A 23633-nucleotide genomic window follows, 5' to 3' on the forward strand; every position below is an offset into this window, starting at 1 on the left:
TCAATTATCCAAATCGATAGCCAAAACCTCTCACAGTGACGATATATTCTGGACGACTAGGATCTTGCTCTAATTTTTCGCGTAACCAGCGGATGTGAACGTCTACAGTTTTACTATCCCCGACAAAATCTGGTCCCCAAACTTGATCTAGCAATTGTTCTCGTGACCATACCCGACGAGCATAACTCATGAACAATTCTAAAAGGCGGAACTCTTTTGGTGATAGATTCACTTCTTGACCGCGAACCATGACGCGGCACTCTTGAGCATTTAACGTTACTTCTTTATAATGTAAAACGGGCACTACCGGTAAAGTGCTTAACCGTTGACGGCGAAGTAAAGCTCGACAACGAGCAACTAACTCCCGCATACTAAAAGGTTTAGTCAGATAGTCATCTGCCCCGACTTCTAAACCCAAAACCCGGTCAGTTTCACTACCTTTAGCACTCACCATCAAAATTGGCACTGGATTTCCTTGATGACGCAGCAAGCGGCAAATATCCAGTCCATTGATTTGCGGTAGCATCAAATCAAGGATAACTAAGTCAAAAACAACCTCTTTTGAGTTGGGTTCAAAATTTTTGAGATATTCTATAGCCGTTCGTCCATCTGAGGCAGTTACCACCCCGTAACCCTCCTCTTCCAAAGCGACAACCAACATTTCCCGAATTAATTCTTCATCTTCTACCACGAGAATGCGGCTTGTGTTTGCAATCTCTGTTCTAGAAGAATACTTCGTCAACTCACTTGTATACATCGGGATCACAAAGTTTGCGGCTAGTGCCTGTATCAATACAATTATCTTATATCGGTGTCAGCACTAATACAATTAAAGAAATTTTTTCAAAAATTGTTACCTGAATCACATTTTTTTAATATTATAAATCATTGTCTCAAAAATGGGAACTTATCTCTTCACCCAAAGAGTTTCGCTCGTAGCCTACACAAAAGCGCAAGATAAGTCACTTAATCCTTTTTGCTATCCTCAACTTAGCAGAACGCGATCGCGAATTATTCACCAACTCATTTTCTTGGTGAGTAATTGGCTTTTTTGTCAATACCCGTAACGATGGTGAACCGCTCACTAGACATCTGGTAGAAAAGACGATTCATACGTTCCACATGCTTGGTCTCTACAAGGGTTTCGGACAACGCATAATTCATTTTCACTTTTATGTCTACTAGGAAGGAAAAGAGGAAATTTCAAGAAAATGTGCGATCGCATCACCTTGTGGGAATCATAAATATAGTAAACATTGCTACTACAGCAATAGATTCACCAAGGTAATTATACGATGGCTTATCAAAATGTCAACGCCAGCATTTCCCCAGAAGATATGCAAGAAATTAAAGCAGCACTACAGACAATTCAAAAAAAGCTACCCTTTTTGATTACTCTCAGTGTAGAAGAACGGCGCAAGTTATTTAAAATGGGTGACAAAAGCCTAGCTTTTGTTAATAATAGCGTTGCCGCTGCTCAATCTAACCGCGACATTCTCCCAGCGAGTTTTGACGTTGAGGAATTGGTGCAAGATTATCAATTAGCTACCACACTCACCGAACTTTTAACCTCAATGCGGCAACTCACCGAAAAGGTAGATGATACCCTATTAGCAGTCGGTAGTGATACTATGACCAGTAGTTTGACTGTTTATGACTATGTAAAGACTGCTGCAAAGAAGACTCCAGGCTTAAAAACTATTGCTGAACAGTTAGGTGAACGCTTTAAAGCGATCGGCAAAGGTAGAGCTGCTAAAGCAGCATCCAGTTCTTGAAATTATACTTGTCGATGAGTCACAGAAGGAGATTCATCAGTCTTTGATACTCGTCGATGAGTCACAGAAGGAGATTCATCAGTCTTTGATACTCGTCGATGAGTCACAAAAGGAGATTCATCAGTCTTTGATACTCGTCGATGAGTCACAGAAGGAGATTCATCAGTCTTTGATACTCGTCGATGAGTCACAGAAGGAGATTCATCAGTCTTTGATACTCGTCGATGAGTCACAGAAGGACACTTTCCCCCATCTCTACAATCAGTCTATTGATTTGGAAGTGTTTGCTCTGCTACTTGCTGGACTTGTGCAAGCTCCAAATCCAACGCTTGCGCTATTTGTTCCACAGTTAAGCCTAATACTAAGAGTCTGGGTATAGCTTCTAATTTTGCCTCCACACGACCTTTTTGTTCACCCTCTTCTTTACCTTCTTGATAAACTCGCGTTTGCTTTAACTCACTTAACCCAAACATTGCTTCTATCTCCTCTCGACTCATTTTCGGAAACTTATAAACCAAGATTGTCTCTATAAATTCTAGTAACTGCTGTTGCAGTTGTAGATTTACCGCTTGCTTGGTTCGGTTAATTAATTGTTTAGCAGCGATAATTGCTGTATCTTCATCTTCAACTACTAACTTAATAGTAGCAATACCAATTGGTAGTGATGCAGCTTCACCTAATTCATCTAAGTAAATTCGGCTGATGCGCTGACTAGTAAAGAATTCATGGCAATCTTTGGTATCAGATGTATCTATGTTTCTGGTAGGAAAAATCACTACTCCGCGCCAAGTGCTTTTGGGTTTATTTTGACGTAAGTATAAAAATAGTTCTGACAATAGACGCGAGTAAAGCTCTGTATCTGACTGAAATTGAACTTCGACAAAATAAATTGGATTATCTTCTTGGATGGGAAGAAATACACCATCAATTCTGAAAGCTGTTTGCTTGATTTCAACTGAAGAAAATTGGTAAGTATTAGCAGTTTCGGGAGAGTTGCTAATCAGTTCAAAGAAGATGCTGGGAAATTCTTGAAATAGGCGATAAAATATACTGTCGGTTTTCACTCTGGATGTTGTAGCACAGTTTGAACTGTAGCAATTTTCTCACGATTTCAGATTCTACATCTGAGAATAAGTAGCCATCATGAACTGTGTACACCAATAACTCATGAAAAAAATTTTCCCCTTTTCCCTTTCCCCCTCTTTCAAGTAGTGTCAATCTTTTCTTTCTGCTATCCTCAATTTAGCAGAACGCGATCGCGGATTATTCGCCAATTCATCTTCTTGAGCAGTGATTGGCTTTTTTGTCAATACCCTTAACGATGGTGTATTTCTTAAACCGTGTTTCACCAGTCGGTCTTCAAGACTGTGAAAACTAATAATGGCAATTCTGCCACCAGGTAAAAGCGCTTCTGGAGCCTTTTCTATAAATGTTTCTAAAGACTTTAACTCATCGTTAACGACAATGCGTAAAGCTTGAAACACGCGAGTAGCTGGGTGAATTCTGCCATAACGGTATTTGGGGGGGACAGAATAAGCGATCGCCTCAGATAACTCTGTGGTAGTGTGAAAGGGGCGTTTTTCCACAATTCGTCTGGCAATGCGTCGCGAAAGTCGTTCCTCACCGTATGTAAAGAAGATATTTGCTAACTCCGCTTCATCCCACTCATTAATCACATCAGCAGCCGTTAACGATTGTCCTCGATCCATCCGCATATCCAAAGGAGCGCTAGAGCGAAAACTAAAACCCCGTTCTGCTGTATCGAGATGGTGAGAGCTAACCCCCAAATCGGCGATAATACCAGAGAAAGCCCTTGGAGGAAATTTGTAAGCGGCAAAATTGCTCTTAATGAATTCGATGCGAGCCTCCTTTGGAGGAGCTACGCTAACGCTAAACTCCCCTAACTGCTGCTTTGCCGCAATCAAAGCATCCTCATCTTGATCCATTGCAGTCAATTGGGCATCTGGTGCAGCTTCTAAGATTAACCGACTGTGACCCCCACCACCTACGGTTGCATCTAAATAACGTCCACCAGGATGCACCACTAAACCCTCAATCACCTCTCGACTTAAAACTGGCACATGAAAAAATTCTTGCGCCGACATTTTCTCAATCTGAAGATCCATATAATTGAATATGTGCAACAAAACTAAACATCAAATAAAATCCGCCGCTACCCTCTCTAACTTACCCTCGTAGTGAGTGATTGATCGCTCATCTTTTACGACTGAAGTCGTAACTACGAACCACCAAATTTTTTCCGTTGGCTGATTTGGCACTTACGCGGTTCTATTTTAAATTTTCACGCATCGGGAGAACACTAAATTTATGGCAAGAATCGAAACCCGCACAGAACCGATGGTGCTAAACATGGGACCTCACCATCCCTCAATGCACGGGGTTATGCGGTTAATTGTCACACTAGATGGCGAAGATGTCATCGACTGTGAACCGGTCATCGGCTACCTACACCGGGGAATGGAAAAAATTGCCGAGAACCGCACTAATATAATGTACGTCCCCTACGTCAGTCGGTGGGACTATGCAGCGGGGATGTTTAACGAAGCCGTCAGCGTCAACGCACCAGAACAACTAGCTGATATTCCCGTTCCCAAACGCGCTAGCTACATCCGCGTCATCATGCTGGAATTGAACCGCATCGCCAACCATTTGCTGTGGTTTGGTCCATTTATGGCTGATGTTGGCGCACAAACTCCGTTTTTCTATCAGTTCCGCGAACGCGAGATGATTTACGATCTGTGGGAAGCTGCTACAGGTTATCGGATGGTAAATCACAACTACTTCCGGATTGGTGGTGTCGCGGCTGATTTACCCTACGGTTGGATAGATAAATGCTTGGACTTTTGTGACTACTTTCTCCCCAAAGTTGACGAGTACGAACGCTTAGTTACCGATAACCCAATTTTCCGCCGTCGTGTCGAAGGTGTTGGAACCATAACTCGTGACGAAGCAATTAACTGGGGACTTTCCGGTCCAATGTTACGTGCTTCTGGAGTGCAGTGGGATTTGCGGAAAGTTGACCACTACGAATGTTACGACGATTTCGACTGGGATGTGCATTGGGAAACTGCTGGTGATTGCTTCGCTCGTTACGTCGTGCGGATGCGAGAAATGCGCGAATCGGTGAAAATTATTCGTCAAGCGATCGCCGGTCTTCCTGGTGGACCTTTTGAGAACTTAGAAGCCAAGCGCATAGCTGCGGGTAAAAAATCAGAGTGGGATGCTTTTGATTTCCAATACATCGGTAAGAAAATTGCCCCCACCTTCAAGCTTCCTAAAGGAGAAATTTATTCCCGTGTCGAAAGCGGTAAAGGTGAACTGGGAATTTATCTAATTGCTGATGATAACGTCTTCCCTTGGCGGTGGAAAATTCGCGCCGCTGATTTTAACAACGTGCAAATTCTACCTCATATACTGCGCGGTGTGAAGTTAGCAGATATTGTCGTAATTCTCGGTAGTATTGACATCATCATGGGGTCAGTAGATAGATAGGCATTCATGAAGAGGGGGAAAGGGGAAAGGGGAAAGGGGGAAAGAAATTGCATGGAGGTTTTTTCCTTTCCCCGAATATGCGTGTTTTAAATGACTTCTTCCCCTTTTTTTCCTTTGCCTTTTCCCCGAAGAAGTGATAAGTCTTTCTCTTTCTTTTTTGTTACCAGGCGTTTTGCCTGGTAACAGAATTATTAATATCACTCGATTGTTATAATTATATTCTTAACAAATAAATGTGATTTTTAACACGCTAAAACTTATTACTTGCTAACAATTAAAAACAGTGTTTATTGCTTAAAATCATAAGAAAAATCAACATATTTTTATGTTGCCATTAATATGTTATAATTTAGGAACTGTCAAATATTAATTTTTTATTTTGAATTTCCCAAAAAGCTTGACTGGCAATATGATTGCGTATAAAAATAATCGCTATTGGGAGTTAGGAATTTATTTAGTTAAAGGTCTGATAAGTTACCATAAGTAGGTGGACAAAAATATTTACAGTCATTGCGAGCGTAATGAAATGAAGCGAAGCAATCCCAGCCCTTGCGATTGCTTAATTTCGCTTGCCTTCGGGACGCTTCGCGAACGCTGCATTCGCAATGACATTGTGTAATTAATTATGTTTACCTACTTATAAATTCAATAATATTTACTCAGTAGTCATTTGGAACCTGTGCAAATTGATTCCCATCAAGAATTTGACCCCAGTTCAAATAAGTATCATGATAAGGGTTTACAACGAGTACTCAATCGGCTTTGTCAAACAATTGAGCGGGATGCATTAGTTAGACAAACAACGAACCAACTTAGAGAGTTACTTCAGGTTGATCGGGTGGTTTTGTATTATTTTTACGGAAAGTGGGAGGGACAAGTAACGTTTGAATCTTTAAGCGATCGCAAATTATCAATTTTAGGTTCAACCGGACCAGATGATTGTTTTAACAATGAGTATGCTGATATGTACTTAGCAGGAAGAGTCAGAGCGATCGCTGATATTGAATTAGAACCAATTCAGCCTTGTCACCGAGATTTTCTTCGTAATTTACAAGTTCGCGCTAACCTGGTTGTACCAGTTTTGATTCCTAGAGGATTATGGGGATTGCTAATAGCTCATCACTGTCAAGCACCTCGCTCTTGGTTAGCATCAGATATTGAACTCATGCAACAAAAAGCACAAATTCTCGCCACAGCTTCTTGTATTCTAGAAAGTTAAATAGGATTAGAGAAAGTCTATTTTTTTGCTTATTAACAGTAATAAAAACACCCCAACCCTCGTAGAGACGTTCCGCCGGAACGTCTCTACAATACAATATGTCTGATTTACCATAAATTATATTAAACATGGATAAATATATCTCGATAAATAAAACATATATATTGACTTTTGATATCAGTAATATTTCGGATAAAAATAATTTTTTATAGGTTTTTGTTTTCAGCTATTGGGGTAAGATTAATTTGCGATGGCACAAAGTGCCCGCCTTAGGGCGATCGCACGCATACAGGGAGCAAAGCCATGAAATTTGGTTACACAGTTATTTGGGTAGACGACGTAGTTAAAACCGTCGAATTTTATGAAAAAGCCTTTGGTTTGGTTCGTCGCACTCTTGAGGAGAAGGGCAACTTTATCTGGGCAGAATTAGAAACCGGTAGCACCACGCTTGCTTTTTCCTCAAGCAACGAAGCGCAGAAGTTATTTCCTGGTGGTTGTCATCCCAACCACTCCGCACAACTTCCAGCTTCAATTCAACTATCATTCATTACTCCCGACGTTGGAACCGCTTACATGAAAGCAATTGGTGCCGGCGCAAAAGGATTAGATGTACCCAAAACTCAGCATGGAGGACACACAATCGCTCGTGTGCGCGATCCAAATGGTGTGCTTGTATCTTTGGTTAGTGGATAGTTGTTAGTGGATAGTTGTTAGTTGTTAGTTGTTAGTTGTTAATGGGTAGTGGTTATTAGAACAACCATCAACCATCAACCATCAACCATCAACCATCAACCATCAACCATCAACCATCAACCATCAACCATCAACCATCAACCATCAACCATCAACCATCAACCATCAACTAACTAATGACTAATGACTAATTTGAATTCTCGTTTCTGGAGTAACTTTTGCTACCTTATTTTGAGTAGGCGGTTTGCCAATGGTGAGAGCATAATTAAGTGCTAACAACCTCAACCACAATGCCGGATTTTGGGTTTCTAGCCAAGGCTTGATTCGCTTGAGGAAGCGGGGAAACCATCGAATGAGTAAAGCGCTATTTAGGGCGTAACGACAAAAGTTAAAGTAGTTACTTAGCCAGCGCATTAAATCCCTTAGTCCTGCAAGTTGCCAAATCCACAGCAACAATGCCGGATTTGTGCGAGCTGCTTTCAGTGCTAAACGGTTAAAGGTGAACCAATCACATCTATCTTTGATGAAATTATCTGCCACTTCCAGGGGTTCGTCTGCTAATAGCCCAAAAAAGGTATTCAGCATTGAGTTAATCCGCTGGGGTGGTAAAAATTTCCCTGTGGGAACCATCATTCCTTTGGAAAATAACCAAGTTACGGAAACATTACTTTGGTAGGCGCTAATTTGGCTCAGGTGGTGTAAACTCAGCAAGTCATGCTTGAGAGCTACATCTAAAAGAGTTGTTAAGCGTTCCAAGTTGCGAACTAAACAACCAAAGCCAGTAAATACCAGGGGAGATTGGAGAGAAGCGGCGTCACCGATCGCTAGTAATCGATCAAAAGCAACTTTGCGATCGCCATTCCCAATACTAAAATATCCCGGTATATATCCAAATGTCGGCTTTTTCCACACCAGCTTATCCATATCGCATCGTCGATACTCTGGCAAAATCGTGAAAAAGTCCTCGTACATTTCCAACAGCGAACCGGGATTTTGCTGATTTACTTCGTGGTAATGAAATAGATAAATCGTCAATTCTTCACCTGCTCCGGGAAATAACTCCCAAATCAACTGTCTTCCTCGCGAAATATCCCCGTGGCTGTTGAGAACGTCGCCATACTGCGAATCCCACACCCCTGGCTCAAATCCACCTTCAATTACTGCTCCCACCGTTGGACAAACACTGTCAAAAGCCCGACCACCATTTAATTGCCAAGCGATGGTTGAAGCTGTTCCCATCGCATCCACCAGCACTCGTCCACTCACTTGCTTCTCAGTTTGAGTGGGTAAATGCTTGACATTAATTGCTACTTGTGTCTTACTAATATCTGCACGGATAAATTCTGTCTCATCCCAGATTTCACCGCCAGCGGCTCGCAATTTTTGCCCGCATAGTTGCAGCCATTTATCGGAATCCAACGCTACATTTAGCACTGTGGGCGTGTGCAATATAGGCGATCGCAATTTAGCAGGATTATTACCATCAAAAAACTTATTAAATCCGTCTTTGTACTCCCGCGCAATAATAGATTCCACCTCAGCAGGAGTTACCAAACCCAGATTAATCAAGCTTTGGATTTCATCACGGGAAATATTCCATTCCCGATTCATCCTTCCAAAAGGCAATCTCTCTACTAACAGTACCTTATACCCCAGTTGCGCCATCACCGCCCCATGAATCGCCCCTAAAGCACCACCGATGTAGATCAAATCGTAGGTGGGAGAGGAGGAGAGGGAGAGAGGGGGAGTGGGAGAGAGGGGAGATAAGGGAGATAGGGGAGATAAGGGAGAAATTCCCCCTTGTCCCCTTGTCCCCCTTGTCTCCTTATCCCCTTGTCCCCTTGTCCCCTTGTCCCCTTGTCCCCCTTCCTCGAAGATTACCTGACGTGGCTGCTGCGGATTACGCACACCTTCACGCCATCGTTGTTCCCACCAGTAAGCGCGTTGCAAGTCATATTCACCTTTGGGCATTTTCTGAAAATACTTGACGGTGAGAGGATAATAAGGTGCTAGCGCTTCAAAAATAGATTGTTTGGATAAATCAATTGCTGGGGGTTCCGGGTAATGGTGTGGAAAGCGGCTTCTGATTTGAGTAGTCAAGCTTTGTAAGATTTTCCTTTCATTAGGGAAAGGTTTATCTCCCCAACGGAAAGCTTTTAAATACGTGGTACGCTGTCCCGACCAGACAAATACAGAAATTTCTGTAGGTAATTTTTCGGGAATTATCGCCTCATCCGTTGTAGTTTCTGAAATCTTTAAACAGAAACCTGAGTGAGTGAGTACTTTTTCCCCAGTATCTGGTTCAAAATCTGCTTGCAACCACTCGCGTACAACCGTTGTATCCGGAGTGGGGATTTCTAAATAAAGTATTTGTTTCATTTTTCTGACATTTCCGATGAATCTACTCATTAAGACAGATTTAACAAAGCGAGCAATTAAGGTAAACTCCGCCCTATCAGTCGAATAAAGATTCAGTAAAGAAACTTTAATAGTTTGTCAAATTCGTTCTTCATTTTGTAATTATCTGTAAACGCACGCCATGAATTATCCCATCCCACACAGTCCCCAAGAAATTGTTAACTTACGACAAAACCCCGTTGATGAAGAATTGGTTGCCGCTGCGATCGCCGGAGTAATTAAAATTGTCCGCTCTCAAGGTCAATCTTTGGAAGAATTAACAGCTCAGGTTTTAGCAGATGACCAAATGCTGGATAAGCAACAACGACGCTGGTTGAGTCAAGTAGTCACCCAAGCTTGGGAAACTATCTCATAAAAGATAGCGCTTGTCGATTTTTTCACCGTTCTTAAAGATTTTAGTAGTCAGGCTGTCCCAATGGTGCGTATGTTTCCTAAATTGCCGCTTAAGCTGTGTGGGTATGGGAGTGTCAAATATTTGTCTGGTGATTTCCTAGTAAGCGCTTCAGCGCTAAATCCGTAATAAGCGCGAAGAGCGCTGAAGCGCCGACTACAAAACTAATACCCTCAACTAGAAGCATTCAGCGCCACTTCAGCTTTTGAATGCAATAACAAACCGTATTCCAACCCTTCGACCACCGCATGATAAGAAGCCTCCAAAATGTTGGTGGAAACTCCTACCGTCGTCCAGCGTTGATGGCTATTGCGCGATTCTACCAAAACGCGGGTTTTCGCTGCTGTACCCGTATGTCCGTTAAGAATCCGCACTTTGTAATCTGTTAACTCAAAAGCAGCAATTTGCGGATAGAAGTTCACCAAAGCTTTGCGTAATGCCGCATCCAAAGCCGCAACAGGACCGTTACCTTCCGCCGCTTCGAGAATATCTTTACCGTTGACAGTTACTTTCACTGTCGCCAAAGCGCTGGTAGTTTCTTTTCCTTCCACCAAGTCACAGTGTACTTGAAACCCTTTAATTTCAAAAAATAAAGGACGTTTCCCCAAACCTTCGCGCATCAGCAACTCAAAACTTGCCTCCGCTGCCTCAAATTGATATCCTTCACTCTCCAAATCCTTCAGACGTTGAAGAATTTGCCGTGCTTGGGGATTTTGCTTATCTAGTTCAATCCCAAAACTACGGGCTTTAGCCAAAACATTACTTAGTCCCGCTTGTTCGGAAATAACAATGCGGCGTCGATTACCGATTTGTTCTGGCTGAATGTGTTCGTAAGTTAAGGGATTGCGTTCTACCGCTGAAACATGGATACCACCTTTATGGGCAAATGCCGATCGCCCGACAAAAGGGGCATGTTCATCAGGCGCCAAATTGACAACTTCACTGACAAAGCGACTCGCTTCTGTAATTTGAGATAGCTGCTTTTCTTCTATACAGCTATAACCAAGCTTGAGTTGCAAATTGGGAATTAAAGAACACAAATTAGCGTTGCCACAGCGTTCACCATAGCCGTTGATTGTACCTTGCACCATCCTTGCCCCTGCCATCACAGCGGCTAAGGCGTTAGCAACTGCCGTATCTGAATCATTATGAGTGTGAATGCCAATTTGGGGAATTGGGGACTGGGAATTGGGCATTGGGAATTGGGAATTAGAGATTCTTTCCATGCCCCATGCCGGCAGGTGCTTTAAGCCGGGAGACCCGTCCAACGCACTGCCTCCCCCATGCCCCATGCCCCATGCCCCATTCGCCTTTACCACATCTTGGACAATTTGGCTAATTTCGTGTGGCAAAGTTCCGCCATTAGTATCGCAGAGGACGAGCCATTCAGCACCTGCCGTAGCTGCTGCCTCTAATGTCTTTAAAGCATAATCGCGATTGTGTTTGTAGCCATCAAACCAGTGTTCTGCATCGTATATAACGCGACGACCAGAAACGCGAAGATACTCAATCGTGTCGCGAATCATCGCCAAATTTTCTGCTAAACTTGTCTTCAGACCTTCTGTGACGTGTAAATCCCAAGACTTACCAAAAATTGTCACCCAACGAGTACCAGCAGCAAGAATAGCTTGCAGCATTGGCTCATTTGCCACACTAATGTTTGGTCTTCTGGTCGAGCAAAATGCAACAATTTCTGCGTTTTTAAGCGGATCTTCTTGTAATTGCCAGAAAAACTGTACATCCTTAGGATTTGCTCCGGGCCATCCCCCTTCAATAAAGGGTATACCAAGCTGATCTAACCTGCGAGCAATGCGTAGTTTATCTTCTATGGACACTGATAGCCCTTCGCGTTGAGTGCCATCCCGTAGGGTGGTGTCATAGATCCAAAGTGGGGGTGAGGGATTTTCGGTCATAAAAGTAAAATAGAGACAACTTTCAAAGCGATGTGGCAATATACAACAAAAAGACAGTTCGGAAATTTAAATGCCTAAGGTACTAGCCCAAGGTAAAACAATTGAGTGCAATCGCTGTACAAACTTACGCAAAGTTTTGCTGCACAATGGTATTGACCTCTACAATGGCGGTGCATCATTCATCAGGTGTCGGGTATTGGCACTTGTGGTACTTGTGCCGTCAAAATAGAAGGAGAAGTGTCAACGGCTAATTGGCGTTCTGGATGCACGGCGATCGCACATGCCTTACCATTCTCCTACATCAAACCTACGTTAGAAAAGCCAAACTAAGGTTTTAGGCAATGTGAAAGTAACAAAATTTGATGGGTTTTGGGGACAAGGTTCTCAAATAGTATGAACACCAGAAGGTTAAAAAGGAGAAAAAAACATGGGTAGATGGACACCGCTTATTCTTATGGCTGGAGGCTTGGCAATTTTGCTAGGTACATTATTAGGTATAAACTTTCCTATGGGTGTACAAAATGCGAGCGCTCCAACCGTCAAGGGAAGATCGCAAGTCTTACCAGCGAATATTAACGTTAATAGCACTGCTTCTGGTAGCAATGGCGAAAATGGCAATAGCGTTGCTCAAAATAACACTCAAGAGTCAACTAGCCAAAATAATCAAGAGCAAACCGATAACACTCCAGACCCAACCACTGATAATTCTCAATCAGGCGACAATCAATCAACCGATCCAAATTCCAGTGGACCAGTTCGCGCTTTATGGTAAGAACTACTTAGATTTGGGCATTGGGCATGGGGCATTGGGCATGGGGCATGGGGCATTGGGTATTTGGCATTGGGTATTGGGTATTTGGCATTGGGCATGGGGCATTTCCCTTTTTCCATTGCCCCATGCCCATTGCCCATTGCCCAATTCCCAGTGTTTGTTCAGAGTTATGAGTTGTTAGTATCTAAGAACTAATAACTAATGATTAATAACTAATGAATAATGACGTTTTAATTATCGGTGGCGGCGTTATTGGTTTAGCGATCGCCATTGAACTAAAATTGCGCTCAAGCAATGTTACCGTACTTTGCCGCGATTTCAGCGCCGCCGCCACCCACGCCGCCGCTGGGATGTTAGCACCAGATGCCGAAAACATCTCATCTGAGGGGATGCAGTCTTTGTGTAGGCGATCGCGTCATTTATATCCCGACTGGACACGCAAACTAGAAGACCTTACAGGCTTAAATACTGGTTACTCTTCTTGCGGCATTTTAGCACCAATTTATGGGCAAGGGGGACTGGGGACTCGGGATTGGGGACAAGGAGACAAGGAGACAAGGGGACAAGGGGACAATTCTTTCCCCCCCTCTCCCACTCCCCCCCTCTCCCACTCCTCTGCTTACTGGTTAGATAAAGAAGCAATTCATCAATATCAGCCCGGATTGACAGATGAAGTAGTTGGGGGCTGGTGGTATCCTGAAGATGGACAAGTAGATAATCGGGCTTTAGCGCGGGTATTGTGGACAGCGGCAGAATCCCTCGGCGTTGAACTCAAAGAAGGCATTACAGTAGAAGCGATTGAGCAGCAGCAAGGTCAGGTTGTGGGCGTACAAACTAACGCTGGGCTAATTCGTGCTGAACACTATGTTTTAGCCGGGGGTGCCTGGTCAAATGAATTGTTACCCTTGCCCGTGCGTCCCAAAAAAGGGCAAATGCTGAGTTTGCGAGTCCCGGAATTTACTTCAGAATTGCCTTTAAAGCGAATTTTGTATGGACAGGATATTTACATCGTACCAAGGCGCGATACCTGCGGCACGCTTGGCGATCGCCAGATAATTTTAGGCGCAACTTGCGAAGATGTTGGCTTCACTCCTCACAACACCCCAGCCGGCATTCAAAAGTTGCTACAATCAGCCATCCGCCTATATCCACAATTACAAGATTATCCGATTGAGGAATTATGGTGGGGATTTCGCCCTACTACCCCCGATGAATTACCTATTTTGGGTACCAGTCATTGTCAAAATTTAACTTTAGCTACTGGTCATCATCGTAATGGAATTCTGCTTGCGCCGATAACTGCGACATTGATTGCCGATTTAGTTTGTGAGCAAAAATCCGACTCTCTGCTTTCTCATTTCAACTATTCGCGATTTCTGGCTAAGTCATCTACTACCACTTCAATGCTTACCCACTTCCCCCTCCCCCCTTCTCCCACTCCCCCCCTTCCCCCCTCTGCCATTCTTGATTCACCTTTAATAATTGCTGGCAAAACTTTTCAATCTCGGTTGATGACAGGAACCGGTAAATATCGCAGCGTTGAGGAAATGCAGCAAAGTGTCATCGCTAGCGGTTGCCAAATTGTCACTGTGGCTGTGCGACGGGTACAAACTAAAGCACCCGGACATGAAAATTTAGCTGAAGCACTCGATTGGACAAAAATCTGGATGTTGCCGAATACCGCAGGTTGTCAAACCGCAGAAGAAGCGATTCGCGTTGCCCGTTTGGGACGGGAAATGGCAAAGCTATTAGGACAAGAAGATAATAATTTTGTCAAGTTGGAAGTGATCCCCGATGCGAAATATTTACTTCCAGATCCAATCGGGACGCTGCAAGCGGCAGAACAACTGGTAAAAGAAGGTTTCGCTGTATTGCCTTATATCAATGCTGACCCCATGTTAGCTCTTCGCTTGGAAGAAGTCGGCTGTGCGACTGTAATGCCTTTAGCATCCCCCATTGGATCTGGACAAGGGCTGAAAACAACGGCGAATATTCAGATCATTATTGAAAACGCTGGTGTGCCGGTGGTGGTAGATGCGGGAATTGGATCGCCGTCAGAGGCAGCCCAAGCGATGGAAATGGGTGCAGATGCTTTGTTGATTAATAGTGCGATCGCTCTGTCGCCAAACTCCTCAGCAATGGCACAAGCGATGAATTTAGCCGCAGTCGCCGGTCGTTTGGCATATCTTGCCGGCAGAATGCCCATTAAAAATTATGCCAGCGCAAGCTCACCCCTTCAGGGGACAATTACTAGCTAGGCAGGCTTGGGTTGGGGAGAAATAAGTTAATTTCCCTTGCCCACAAGAATGCAAAACTCATAAGTGCAAGAACGATAATTATTAAGAAATGTAAAGATTTGTATCAAGTATGTAAAGTTAAATCTTAATTTTCTGTAACATTATATAAACAAACAGAAGTAAGGAATCGATTCATGCCGTATACAACAGAAGAAGGCGGTCGTCTCAATAATTTTGCCCGTGAACCAAAGATATATCAAGCGGAACCTCCCAACGACGGACAAAAGCGCAACTATATTTTACTGGGAATTGCCGCTACAGTTTTGGTTGCGAGCCTGATTTTCGTAGCCTTCTCTGTTTCCAATGTGGCTTAAGAAGAAACGGTTTTTTTGATTTTGTACCGTACTTGTTGAAGCTCATTTAAAAAGCCGCCGCTATATCAGTTACTCCTGATATAGCGGGAGATTCACTCATTTAGTAATAGATAATTATTCGATTCATATAAGTAATATGATGCTGGATAAACAAAAAGAATGGTCAGAAAAAGGTTTGACCAAAAAAGGATAAAAAATGAATTTACTTAGAAAATATGAATACTTAAATAATTGATAAGTATAGTTAACATTGGGAACAGATTGAATATTATAGATAAAATATGTGGTCAAGGGTATCAAATGGAGCAATTACAAAAGCAGATCCTAAATTTGGGTCATAAAGTCGATGCCCTCTATCAGGTGATTGAGCAGCTTGATAGTAAAGTCTCTCAAGCTGTATCAGAGTGTTCTTTAGCAAGAATAGAGGCAAAAGATAATTATTCGGAAAATAACAACGCTGGGGGCTACCAGTTAAAAGGAAAAATTCGTTTAAATTCAGATTTAGAACACAAGGATGTTTTGAGTGACGGCATTTATCCAGAAATGAATATGCAAGCTGGAGATAAGCTTTTAACACCAGAAATTCAAATCCAACGCCTGACAGCACAATTAACAGCTGCATATAATCGCATAGCTGCTTTGGAAGAACAACTATTGCTCAAAAGAATTCATTAATTAGTTTATAGTCCAATACGCTTGGTGTTACAGCACTTCCGGCAGCTATGAGGTACACCCTCAAAGCTGAAAGCTATGCTAGGAGAGGGGCAAGAAGAAAAACTGTATTGCATAATAGCGGGAAGCGCTGTAAGCCTAAAATCCGAGTGTAGAGACTTCGTCCGATCGCGTCTCTACAGGTCAAAAATCAGTACCAAAAATCCTTAACACCAAGCGTATTTGTTTATAGTCAAGAGTCGATAGTCAAGGGTCAAAAATCTTTGGACTAATGACTATATGACTTACCCACTCGTTACGATAAAACAAGACTTTGAGATTGCTTCCTCGTGTCGCAATGACGGAAATACGTAGTTGCGTAAGTTCTGGACTAATGACTATTGATCAAGCGTTCGAGTTGGGCTTCAATAGCTGCCAGAAGTTGGTTTTGTCGCCAATCTTGGCTTATATGGGCAGCAATGCAAGCACCACCAGCACCCATACCTTCTTTTACAAAACCTTGTTCATAAGCTTGGAGTTGGGAATAACGAGAATTAGCAAAACTTAATTGAGTTGCAAGTAGAGGTGGAGAAACATTATTTTGAGTTTTTCCACCTCTATTAATTAGTTGAGCTAATTCAACTGTAGCGCCAGAGGGGTCTTCTGCTACCCAGCGAGTTGTACCGACGACAACTGAAGAACTTTGCCAAGGTAAAGTATAAGCTTGAGCGATCGCATTCATCAAAGCATAAACTGCCAGCATTTGCGTCCCCCCAGCTAGCATTACACCACAACGCCGACTCGCTGCAATAGCCATACCCGCTACCACCACCTGCATCGGATCTCCCACCCCCGCTACCAGTTGTAGAGGATCGACTGGGGGAGACAAGGAGAAATCAGAAACAATAGCTTTGTCCCCTTGTCCCCTTGTCCCCTTGTCCCCTTGTCCCCAAGGAGTCCTCTCCAACCCCTGCTGCACCAATGCCCACTTTTGCGTGTGGTTACAAACAGGATGGCTGCTATTAACTTTGCCCACTGCATCAATACCCAAGCCAGTTAAAATTGCTAGGGCGGTTGTAGTTCCACCGACTACACACTCACCGACAATTAGATACCCATTTTTAATTTTTTCACTTAGCCGTTCACCCCAAAGCAGCCCTTGCTTTAACAAATGATTTACCGTTGCTAAATCCATCGCTGCACCTTGACTTAAACACTTAGCCGGAAAGCCACCCAAATCAATTACAGGTACAGCAGGCGGCTGGGGTAAGCCAGCATTAAACAAATAAACTGGAATCTGGAGTGCTTCAACTACAGCGCGAGAAATCAGCACAGGTGACGCGCCAGCCTCCAAAGGTGGTAAGGGATATTGCGGCTTTCGTTCTGCACCGTAGTATAAAAACTCAGCATCAGCAACTGCTGTGTATTTCCGATCCTCTGGAGTGCGACCGGCTGCGGAAATTCCCGGTATTAAACAAGTTTCGGTAAATCCTAATACACAGGCAAAAATCGGTGAAGTACCGCGATAACGTCTAATCCATGCTTCACCTTGTTCTATTTGGGTATAAATGCGAATCATAAGTTAGTTATTGGGCAATGGGTAATTTGAGGAGGGGGAAAGGGGAAAGGGGAAGGGGAAAGGGGGAAAAAATATTCCCGGAGTGATTTAAATAACTTTTTATTTCCATACCTTTACCCTTTACCCCTTAACCTTTTCCCCTCTTCAAATTGCCCCTCTTCAAATTCCCACTAACCACTAACTAACCTTCATTATCCAACAAAACTTGCACCCAGCGTGGGGGACGGGGGATGGGATTGCCGAGACGATCTAGTAATAGCCATGCTGCTAGGTGAACGACGAACAGATAGATAAAATTGTTAATTATAATTAAGGCGATCGCTCCCACTTGAATGAAAAATACACTGGGAGTTGCCAAGATTCCCAGCTTCAAAAATAACCACTCCAGAAAATCTGTTGTCTGATTAATCAAATAAATCCACAAGTCTTCACCCGACAACACAGACAACAACCACACCCGAAAAAACACCCCCAAAGTACCTAAAAGCGTACCCAAGGTGATAGAAACAATCCAGGGAACGCGGCGATGCCAAGTTGCCCCTAAAAGCACTCCCATAAAAGCAAAAGGCATGACAAACAGCAAACTGCGAACCGGTCCCATCAACACCGAAAGCAGCAACCCGGAAACTACCGCCGCCATCCATGCTGCGCGGTTGCCCCAACGAAGATAAACTAAAGCGATCGGCACAGGAAAAAATATCCGCAAAACTGGTCCTAACGGAAAGTAGTTATTAATAAACCAAATCAAACTAGAGGCACTTGCTAAAAATGCCGTTTCCACCATTCGCAAAGGCGCATCAGCTTTTAACTGTTGTCGGCTAAAATTTTCTTGTTTGTCTAACAATTCATCAGCCTCGATTTGGGATTTAAGAGAGTGGCGTTCTTCTGGTTCATCTGGCATATATATAACAAGTTAAATTATCATCTTTTCTAGGGCTAACAAATCGGGAACACAAATAATGTCTTGATCCCGTTTAATCAAGCCTTTTTTTTCCAGCTTTGTCAATACTCGCGTAACTGTTTCCCGCGCAAGTCCACTCAAACTACTTAATTCCCGGTGAGGTAAATTGGGAATTTCCGTTCCTGTGTGTCCTTTTTTTCCCTGTCCCTCTGCCAAAAACAATAACGTGTCAGCCACCCGCGACTGACTATCAGATTCGCGCAATCGCAATCTTCGATTTACTTGACGCAAGCGTCGTGCCATTAGTTGCGATAATCTAACCCCTGCCAAGGGTTCTGTGTGTAGTAACTTGACAAAATCCTGTGCCGGCATACTGCCTATCACCGTCGGAGTCAGAGTAATCACATCAGTTGAACGAGGCACTTCATCTAGCGCTGCCATTTCCCCAAACAATTCCCCCTTGCCGATAATATTTAGTGTTACCTCTTTGCCTTCTAAATTGTAGGTGCGAATTTTTACCCATCCATCGATAATAAAATATACAGAACCTCCCCAGTCATTTTCCAGCAGAATGACTTGATTTGCCGGGTGAGTGCGGGTGACAAGATGAGTTAAGGCTGGTTCCACAACGTCTTCTGGCAACCCTTGAAAAAAGGGCGCACTTGCGGTCCAGGGATTGGGAGGTGCGTGCAAAGTATATTAGTCCTTGATGACAATAGATTTATTAAAGCTGCAATATATGTAACAAACAAGAAGTGCTATTTTCAGCAGTAGGGCGATCGCGGCACAGCCCAACACAAACATAAAACTTAACTATGGTACACAAAAAAACGCGAAATTGCCCTTTCTCTGAAAAATCTTTACCTATAAATTTTAAATAAGTGAAAGTTTTGTGTGAAGTGCGACAAGGAGCGATTGTCACTCTTGTTTGCCCTAACTGCAAATATCATCACTTAAGACAAAACTTCATTAATGATACTAAATATAATTAATTTTGGCTCTTTTATCTTTTCTGCGATCGTGAACGGTAATGTTTCCTGTTTGCTGTCAACGTTACTCGACTGCGTTACCCTCAAAGTGACATCATTATTCATGAGCGAAAATGCGGTGTGGCTTGCTAAAATGCATTATTCCCGTCTGTTCCACCACTTCTGTGTACCCTGCGGGAGTGGCAGCCACGAATGCTATTTCAGGTAAAGTAACTTCTATAAAAGATAACGTACAGTAGTAGCTAAGGTAAATCACAGTGACTTCCCGCGCCGAAGAAATACAAAAACTAATCGCAGATATTGACGACTTATTCGCTAAAAGCGGCAAACGCTTACCCAGAGTTCTATCCGGTCAGGCAGCACAAGAACCAAGACAGGTTTTAGAACGAATTCGCGACTTTCTCAGCAAATTAAGGGAAAGCGAATCAGAAAACAAGCTTGCCGAACCGCCACAATTATCCCCTTTATTAGCGAAATTTGCCGATCAAGGTAATAGTGAGTCTTCACCACAGCCAAATCAAATCCAACAACAGAGTGTCCAAATCCCCCAAGGGCAAAAAATTGATTTTTCCGCATTGCTTCAGCCGTTGCAAGGAGAATTACAAGCTTTGTTGCAAGAGCGAGCCACTTTAGTACAGGAAATCAGACAATTAGAGCAACGGCGATTGCACAACTACTCCTTAACCCAGCAGATAGCAAATCAGGAGCAGATGATTTCGGAATTTTTGCAGGTGTTGATGAATCGCATAGTGCCAATAACGCCACAAATAAAAGATAATTTAGCATCAGGCACCAGCCAGCATCTCGATACTAATTACTCAACAGAATTAGAATCTGCTTCGACTCCACCATTTTTAGAATCAACACAGGTAGAACAGATAACACGCTTTGCTGCGGAGTTGGATCGCCGTCTTTTATCGTTAGATGGAACTGTGAATATCGTCTTTGAAGCACTACAGCGTAACATTCACACTTACCACGATTCATTATCTCAAGCATTAGCTAGAATGCACAGCCAAGGAGTGCAAACAGAACACTTGATGAGCAACTTTGTCAACAATTTGACTTCTGGGTTGCAGCAATCTTCTTTAAGGGGAGAAAACGAAACCTCTTCATCACCTACAATTATTCAAGAAGAGATCCCCGCGACAAAGGATCTAGATCCAGTAATTTTTGGTGTGGATGAGCCAAACTCACTCGTTACTGCTAATCCTCCAACAACAACCGCATCACAGCCGAATACTCAGTTAGTTGTTGATGAAGTAGATCAACTTTACGCCAGTTTGTTTGGTACTGAAAATCTCACCGAGCAAAGTCGAAAAATTGACACAAATCGAGATTCAGATATTACAGATAAGTTATCTATTACTGCTTCAAGACCTTTATCGATATCGAATATCGTCCAGCCACCAGAAAGCGGTACAAAATTCCAACCAGAGATTATTAGGGATGAAGCCACCCCGGAAATAATTAATCAAGAAACAAATGTTACAGATGATGCATCTGCTTTGACCACATCCCCGGCAGAAAGCGTCACAAACGAAGTACAACAACTCGATTCTCCCATTGTTGCTTTATATCCTTGGCTGCAAGAATTAAACGCGGATCTTGTAGATGCAAGCAACCCTACATCAGCAATATCAGATACTTCAGAAATATTAATATTTGATAATAATACTGATGTGAGTTTGCCCCAAGTACAAGAGTTAACAGTTCTTGGGGATGCAAGCAACCCTACATCAGCAATATCAGATACTTCGGAAATATTAATATTTGATAATGATACTGATGTGAGTTTGCCCCAAGCAGAAGATTTAACAGTTGTACCTGTAGAAGAGCCGACAATTACCGATACAATCACAGTCTTGGGCGACTTGTTAATTTCTGTAGCGCCAGATACTTCAGAAATTCAAAATTCGGAAATAATGCCCAAAGATGAAGAACCACAGCGACCAAACTATATTAGCGCTTCTCCCCAGGAAAATTTACTCTCTCAAGCTGAAGCGATCGCTGACTCTGTTTTTGATATTTCCTTAGACGAAGACCAATTAGAGCAATTAAATCAAGATTTAGCTGATTTTGATCGGCAGTTAAATTCTGAATCCCAACCAGAAATCAACTTAGAAAATCAATTCATAACAGAAAATACTTTGACTGCGGCTGAGTCTGTTGTCGAGGTGTTAGAGTTTTTCCCGGCGTCAAGTGAAAAGACTAAACCGACAGATGAAGCAAGTTCCGGCTCGACAAATCAAGCAGAATCCTTCAATCTTGATGGTTCAGTTTGGTATCTGGGAATCGATTTGGGTACAACTGGAATTTCTGCCGCGCTGTTGAATCGCTCCACAAATGTAGTCTATCCTCTTTATTGGTCAGCAGAAAAACAATCGGCAGCAACTTCATTAAAACCATCGTTTCGTTTACCAGCAGAAGTTTATTTGCCTGCGGCTTCTGTATCTGGTAGCTCGATGTCCACAGAAGCACTCCACTCCTTCGCACCAGTAGCTGTGGCTTCGGAAAAAGTGTCCGATCTAGCTACTAGCGATTCTCCCGAAGCGCAAACAAACAGTGTTTATTCAGCGCAGTTGAAGCCTTATTTACAAATAGCGATCGCCTACAAAAACGAACAAGACAAATGGGAACCTGTATTGCAATTAAATGAATTTTCCGCAGGTCCTTTGATTTGGATTGTGCGATCGCTCTCGAAATTGCTCTTAACTCTCAAATGCGATCGCACAAGCACTACACCTGGTTTAACTGCGGCAGCTGTTGGTATAGATGAACAAAGTTTTCAGACAATTATCAATAATATTGCTGGTGTAATCTGCACTTGTCCATCTAACTGGTCAGAACAATATCGCTTTAATGTCCGCGAAGCTTTACTTACCAGCAAAATAGTGCAGCATCCACAACAAGTATTTTTTGTGGAAGAAGCGATCGCTAGTTTGCTCAGTGAACTTGACGGTGCTAACGGTGAAACTGTACAATTTAGCGTTCCCGAAGGTTCTCCTCCACCAATTCAAAGCGATCGCCGTCCGATTGGTAGCACTCTCACAATTAATATTGGCGCAACTTCCACAGAAATGGCGTTAGTCGATTTGCCAGAAAACCTGCAAGAACTAACACACAGTAATTTTATGCTCCACGGTTTTGCTTATGCTGGCAAAGGAATTGAGCAAGATATTATCTGTCAGTTACTGTTTCCCCAAAAATGGCGACAACTACGACAACAAACAGAAGGCGATAGTAAAACTACTAACAGTAATCCTTTGCATTGGCAACCAGCAATTCCTGATTTAGATCAGATGCACCTGTCAAGTTTGAATTTAGAAGAATTAGAACTTCCTCGACCTGGGGAACCCGATATCACAACTCGTATTCGTCTTCAGCAACGGCTTGAAAGTTCTCTTTTGGGACAGGCGGTATTAGATGCAGGACTTGCTTTAAAATTGATTTTACAGCACCAAGAATCTTTTACTTTGGAATTGGCAGATCAGCGATGGGTGTTGCATCGGCGAGATTTAGAGGCTCAGGTATTTGTTCCGTTTGTGCGGCGTCTCAACCGAGAACTTAACAGATTATTAGTAGCGAAGGGAATTCCTACAGAAGCAATTAATCAAGCTATACTCACCGGTGGAGTAGCAAATTGTAGTGCTGTGAAGAGTTGGCTGCGGCAAAAACTCCCCAACGCTAAGATTATTCAAGATTTATCTACCACTGACGGTGCTGCCACTTGTAGCCGGGTTGCTTATGGTTTGGCAATGTTGCCTTTGCATCCCCAAGTTGTAGAGGTAGCCAAACAACAGTATACAGATTATTTCTTGTTTAGTGAATTGCTGCGACTAATGCCAGAGCGATCGCTATCTTTTAACGAAGTTATTCAGTTATTCGAGAATCAGGGCATCAATACCCGTGCTTGTCAGCAACGCTTGCTGGCTTTTTTGGAAGGTGAGTTACCTCCTGGTTTGATTCCTTCTGGGCAAGACTCCAACTGGTTAACTCAAACTTCAAAAGAAAATCCTGACTATAAAGCGATCGCTGCCGAACCGCTTTTTGACAAACAAGGTAGCCTTAGCTATCGTCCCAATTCCCGACAACTACAGGCTCTGCGTCGCTATCTCGATGCGATCAAAGCCAGTAATCAACAATCCTTTGAGGAACCTTACACAGTTAATTTCGTACTTGTCAGAAATTAAGTGTTAATTTTTAGA

Annotated in this window: 22 protein-coding genes and 2 pseudogenes; 12 read left to right on the top strand and 12 right to left on the bottom strand. The window is 42.9% G+C overall.

The genetic code is table 11. The features are described 5' to 3' along the window. Positions 1–4: 4 nt before the first annotated feature. Together TOL9009_RS0112335 and mraW are read right to left on the bottom strand one after the other, a co-directional pair. Positions 5–757, bottom strand: coding sequence for a response regulator transcription factor (locus tag TOL9009_RS0112335; protein ID WP_029633079.1), 753 nt, complete (start codon positions 755–757; stop codon positions 5–7). 205 nt (positions 758–962) lie between these two features. Further along, positions 963–1076, bottom strand: a pseudogene (gene mraW, locus TOL9009_RS43385) (16S rRNA (cytosine(1402)-N(4))-methyltransferase); the annotation flags it as partial. A 219-nt stretch (positions 1077–1295) separates the two neighbouring features. On the opposite strand from mraW, the gene TOL9009_RS0112340 reads away from it, so the two are divergent. Next, positions 1296–1775 carry a hypothetical protein gene (locus TOL9009_RS0112340; protein WP_029633080.1) on the top strand — a complete coding sequence of 160 codons (480 nt, stop codon included), beginning with the start codon at positions 1296–1298 and terminating at the stop codon, positions 1773–1775. Between the two features lie 2 nt (positions 1776–1777). Here TOL9009_RS0112340 and TOL9009_RS45535 read toward each other — a convergent pair whose 3' ends face one another. From TOL9009_RS45535 to rsmH, 3 genes are all read right to left on the bottom strand, one after another. After that, positions 1778–2008: a hypothetical protein gene (locus TOL9009_RS45535; protein WP_144238217.1), complete on the bottom strand. Its 231-nt coding sequence runs from the start codon at positions 2006–2008 to the stop codon at positions 1778–1780. A gap of 33 nt (positions 2009–2041) precedes the next feature. Next, positions 2042–2839 (bottom strand): Rpn family recombination-promoting nuclease/putative transposase, encoded by a 798-nt coding sequence (locus tag TOL9009_RS0112345; protein WP_029633081.1) that lies wholly within the window; start codon positions 2837–2839, stop codon positions 2042–2044. A gap of 150 nt (positions 2840–2989) precedes the next feature. Beyond that, positions 2990–3901, bottom strand: coding sequence for a 16S rRNA (cytosine(1402)-N(4))-methyltransferase RsmH (gene rsmH, locus TOL9009_RS0112350; RefSeq protein ID WP_038296314.1), 912 nt, complete (start codon positions 3899–3901; stop codon positions 2990–2992). A 202-nt stretch (positions 3902–4103) separates the two neighbouring features. Between rsmH and TOL9009_RS0112355 the strand changes: the two genes are divergently transcribed. The 4 genes from TOL9009_RS0112355 (at position 4104) to TOL9009_RS49270 (ending at position 7377) form a co-directional block, all read left to right on the top strand. After that, the gene (locus TOL9009_RS0112355; protein WP_029633083.1) at positions 4104–5288 is read left to right on the top strand and encodes an NAD(P)H-quinone oxidoreductase subunit H; all 1185 of its coding nucleotides are present in this window, start codon (positions 4104–4106) and stop codon (positions 5286–5288) included. 679 nt (positions 5289–5967) lie between these two features. After that, positions 5968–6507, top strand: a complete 540-nt coding sequence (locus TOL9009_RS0112360) for a GAF domain-containing protein (protein WP_029633084.1) — start codon at positions 5968–5970, stop codon at positions 6505–6507. A 303-nt stretch (positions 6508–6810) separates the two neighbouring features. Next, positions 6811–7200: a VOC family protein gene (locus TOL9009_RS0112365; protein ID WP_029633085.1), complete on the top strand. Its 390-nt coding sequence runs from the start codon at positions 6811–6813 to the stop codon at positions 7198–7200. A 48-nt stretch (positions 7201–7248) separates the two neighbouring features. Further along, complete coding sequence (locus TOL9009_RS49270) at positions 7249–7377, top strand: hypothetical protein (protein WP_260675885.1); 129 nt, start codon at positions 7249–7251, stop codon at positions 7375–7377. Positions 7378–7380: 3 nt separating this feature from the next. Here the strand turns inward: TOL9009_RS49270 and TOL9009_RS0112370 are convergent, their stop codons facing one another. Beyond that, entirely contained in the window at positions 7381–9579 is a 2199-nt protein-coding gene (locus TOL9009_RS0112370) for an NAD(P)/FAD-dependent oxidoreductase (RefSeq protein ID WP_029633086.1), read from the bottom strand. A gap of 160 nt (positions 9580–9739) precedes the next feature. Here TOL9009_RS0112370 and TOL9009_RS0112375 point away from each other — a divergent pair, with 160 nt between their 5' ends. Then, positions 9740–9973 carry a hypothetical protein gene (locus tag TOL9009_RS0112375; protein WP_029633087.1) on the top strand — a complete coding sequence of 78 codons (234 nt, stop codon included), beginning with the start codon at positions 9740–9742 and terminating at the stop codon, positions 9971–9973. A 209-nt stretch (positions 9974–10182) separates the two neighbouring features. On the opposite strand, the gene cimA is transcribed toward TOL9009_RS0112375, so the two are convergent. Beyond that, positions 10183–11922 carry a citramalate synthase gene (gene cimA / locus TOL9009_RS0112380; protein WP_029633088.1) on the bottom strand — a complete coding sequence of 580 codons (1740 nt, stop codon included), beginning with the start codon at positions 11920–11922 and terminating at the stop codon, positions 10183–10185. Positions 11923–11992: 70 nt separating this feature from the next. Here cimA and TOL9009_RS43395 point away from each other — a divergent pair. Together TOL9009_RS43395 and TOL9009_RS0112385 are read left to right on the top strand one after the other, a co-directional pair. Beyond that, a pseudogene (locus TOL9009_RS43395) lies at positions 11993–12319 on the top strand (2Fe-2S iron-sulfur cluster-binding protein). A 30-nt stretch (positions 12320–12349) separates the two neighbouring features. Continuing rightward, on the top strand, positions 12350–12694 hold the full coding sequence (locus TOL9009_RS0112385; RefSeq protein ID WP_029633089.1) for a hypothetical protein: 345 nt from the start codon (positions 12350–12352) through the stop codon (positions 12692–12694). A 7-nt stretch (positions 12695–12701) separates the two neighbouring features. Here the strand turns inward: TOL9009_RS0112385 and TOL9009_RS47215 are convergent, their stop codons facing one another. Then, positions 12702–12827: a histidine kinase gene (locus TOL9009_RS47215; protein WP_186227543.1), complete on the bottom strand. Its 126-nt coding sequence runs from the start codon at positions 12825–12827 to the stop codon at positions 12702–12704. A gap of 82 nt (positions 12828–12909) precedes the next feature. Here TOL9009_RS47215 and TOL9009_RS50180 point away from each other — a divergent pair, with 82 nt between their 5' ends. The 3 genes from TOL9009_RS50180 (at position 12910) to TOL9009_RS0112400 (ending at position 15980) form a co-directional block, all read left to right on the top strand. Further along, positions 12910–14952 (top strand): thiazole synthase, encoded by a 2043-nt coding sequence (locus tag TOL9009_RS50180; RefSeq protein ID WP_029633090.1) that lies wholly within the window; start codon positions 12910–12912, stop codon positions 14950–14952. Between the two features lie 173 nt (positions 14953–15125). Then, complete coding sequence (psb34, locus tag TOL9009_RS0112395; RefSeq protein ID WP_029633091.1) at positions 15126–15305, top strand: photosystem II assembly protein Psb34; 180 nt, start codon at positions 15126–15128, stop codon at positions 15303–15305. A gap of 300 nt (positions 15306–15605) precedes the next feature. Then, the gene (locus tag TOL9009_RS0112400) at positions 15606–15980 is read left to right on the top strand and encodes a hypothetical protein (RefSeq protein WP_029633092.1); all 375 of its coding nucleotides are present in this window, start codon (positions 15606–15608) and stop codon (positions 15978–15980) included. 367 nt (positions 15981–16347) lie between these two features. Here the strand turns inward: TOL9009_RS0112400 and cobT are convergent, their stop codons facing one another. The 4 genes from cobT to TOL9009_RS48420 all read right to left on the bottom strand — a co-directional run bounded on the left by cobT (position 16348) and on the right by TOL9009_RS48420 (position 19530). Further along, positions 16348–17535 carry a nicotinate mononucleotide-dependent phosphoribosyltransferase CobT gene (cobT, locus tag TOL9009_RS0112405; protein ID WP_029633093.1) on the bottom strand — a complete coding sequence of 396 codons (1188 nt, stop codon included), beginning with the start codon at positions 17533–17535 and terminating at the stop codon, positions 16348–16350. A 181-nt stretch (positions 17536–17716) separates the two neighbouring features. Further along, a complete protein-coding gene (locus tag TOL9009_RS0112410) occupies positions 17717–18436 on the bottom strand; it encodes a DUF2232 domain-containing protein (RefSeq protein WP_038296315.1) in 720 nt (239 codons plus the stop codon). A gap of 12 nt (positions 18437–18448) precedes the next feature. Next, positions 18449–19129 (bottom strand): Crp/Fnr family transcriptional regulator, encoded by a 681-nt coding sequence (locus TOL9009_RS0112415; RefSeq protein WP_029633095.1) that lies wholly within the window; start codon positions 19127–19129, stop codon positions 18449–18451. 260 nt (positions 19130–19389) lie between these two features. Further along, positions 19390–19530, bottom strand: coding sequence for a hypothetical protein (locus tag TOL9009_RS48420; protein ID WP_221928645.1), 141 nt, complete (start codon positions 19528–19530; stop codon positions 19390–19392). A 152-nt stretch (positions 19531–19682) separates the two neighbouring features. Here TOL9009_RS48420 and TOL9009_RS0112420 point away from each other — a divergent pair, with 152 nt between their 5' ends. Then, the gene (locus tag TOL9009_RS0112420) at positions 19683–23618 is read left to right on the top strand and encodes a hypothetical protein (protein WP_029633096.1); all 3936 of its coding nucleotides are present in this window, start codon (positions 19683–19685) and stop codon (positions 23616–23618) included. The last annotated feature ends 15 nt before the right edge of the window (positions 23619–23633 follow it).

The organism is [Scytonema hofmanni] UTEX 2349, assembly GCF_000582685.1.
GTDB lineage: Bacteria > Cyanobacteriota > Cyanobacteriia > Cyanobacteriales > Nostocaceae > Hassallia > Hassallia hofmanni.

Excerpts from the sequence above, each read along its gene's own strand:
- TOL9009_RS0112375 (WP_029633087.1), top strand. The coding sequence starts at position 9,740 with ATGAATTATCCCATCCCACACAGTCCCCAAGAAATTGTTAACTTACGA.
- TOL9009_RS0112365 (WP_029633085.1), top strand. The coding sequence starts at position 6,811 with ATGAAATTTGGTTACACAGTTATTTGGGTAGACGACGTAGTTAAAACC.
- TOL9009_RS0112335 (WP_029633079.1), bottom strand. The coding sequence starts at position 757 with ATGTATACAAGTGAGTTGACGAAGTATTCTTCTAGAACAGAGATTGCA.
- cimA (WP_029633088.1), bottom strand. The coding sequence starts at position 11,922 with ATGACCGAAAATCCCTCACCCCCACTTTGGATCTATGACACCACCCTA.
- TOL9009_RS0112400 (WP_029633092.1), top strand. The coding sequence starts at position 15,606 with ATGGAGCAATTACAAAAGCAGATCCTAAATTTGGGTCATAAAGTCGAT.
- rsmH (WP_038296314.1), bottom strand. The coding sequence starts at position 3,901 with ATGGATCTTCAGATTGAGAAAATGTCGGCGCAAGAATTTTTTCATGTG.
- TOL9009_RS0112355 (WP_029633083.1), top strand. The coding sequence starts at position 4,104 with ATGGCAAGAATCGAAACCCGCACAGAACCGATGGTGCTAAACATGGGA.
- TOL9009_RS0112385 (WP_029633089.1), top strand. The coding sequence starts at position 12,350 with ATGGGTAGATGGACACCGCTTATTCTTATGGCTGGAGGCTTGGCAATT.
- TOL9009_RS47215 (WP_186227543.1), bottom strand. The coding sequence starts at position 12,827 with ATGGGCATGGGGCAATGGAAAAAGGGAAATGCCCCATGCCCAATGCCA.
- TOL9009_RS0112410 (WP_038296315.1), bottom strand. The coding sequence starts at position 18,436 with ATGCCAGATGAACCAGAAGAACGCCACTCTCTTAAATCCCAAATCGAG.
- TOL9009_RS48420 (WP_221928645.1), bottom strand. The coding sequence starts at position 19,530 with ATGAATAATGATGTCACTTTGAGGGTAACGCAGTCGAGTAACGTTGAC.
- cobT (WP_029633093.1), bottom strand. The coding sequence starts at position 17,535 with ATGATTCGCATTTATACCCAAATAGAACAAGGTGAAGCATGGATTAGA.
- TOL9009_RS50180 (WP_029633090.1), top strand. The coding sequence starts at position 12,910 with ATGAATAATGACGTTTTAATTATCGGTGGCGGCGTTATTGGTTTAGCG.
- psb34 (WP_029633091.1), top strand. The coding sequence starts at position 15,126 with ATGCCGTATACAACAGAAGAAGGCGGTCGTCTCAATAATTTTGCCCGT.
- TOL9009_RS0112370 (WP_029633086.1), bottom strand. The coding sequence starts at position 9,579 with ATGAAACAAATACTTTATTTAGAAATCCCCACTCCGGATACAACGGTT.
- TOL9009_RS0112340 (WP_029633080.1), top strand. The coding sequence starts at position 1,296 with ATGGCTTATCAAAATGTCAACGCCAGCATTTCCCCAGAAGATATGCAA.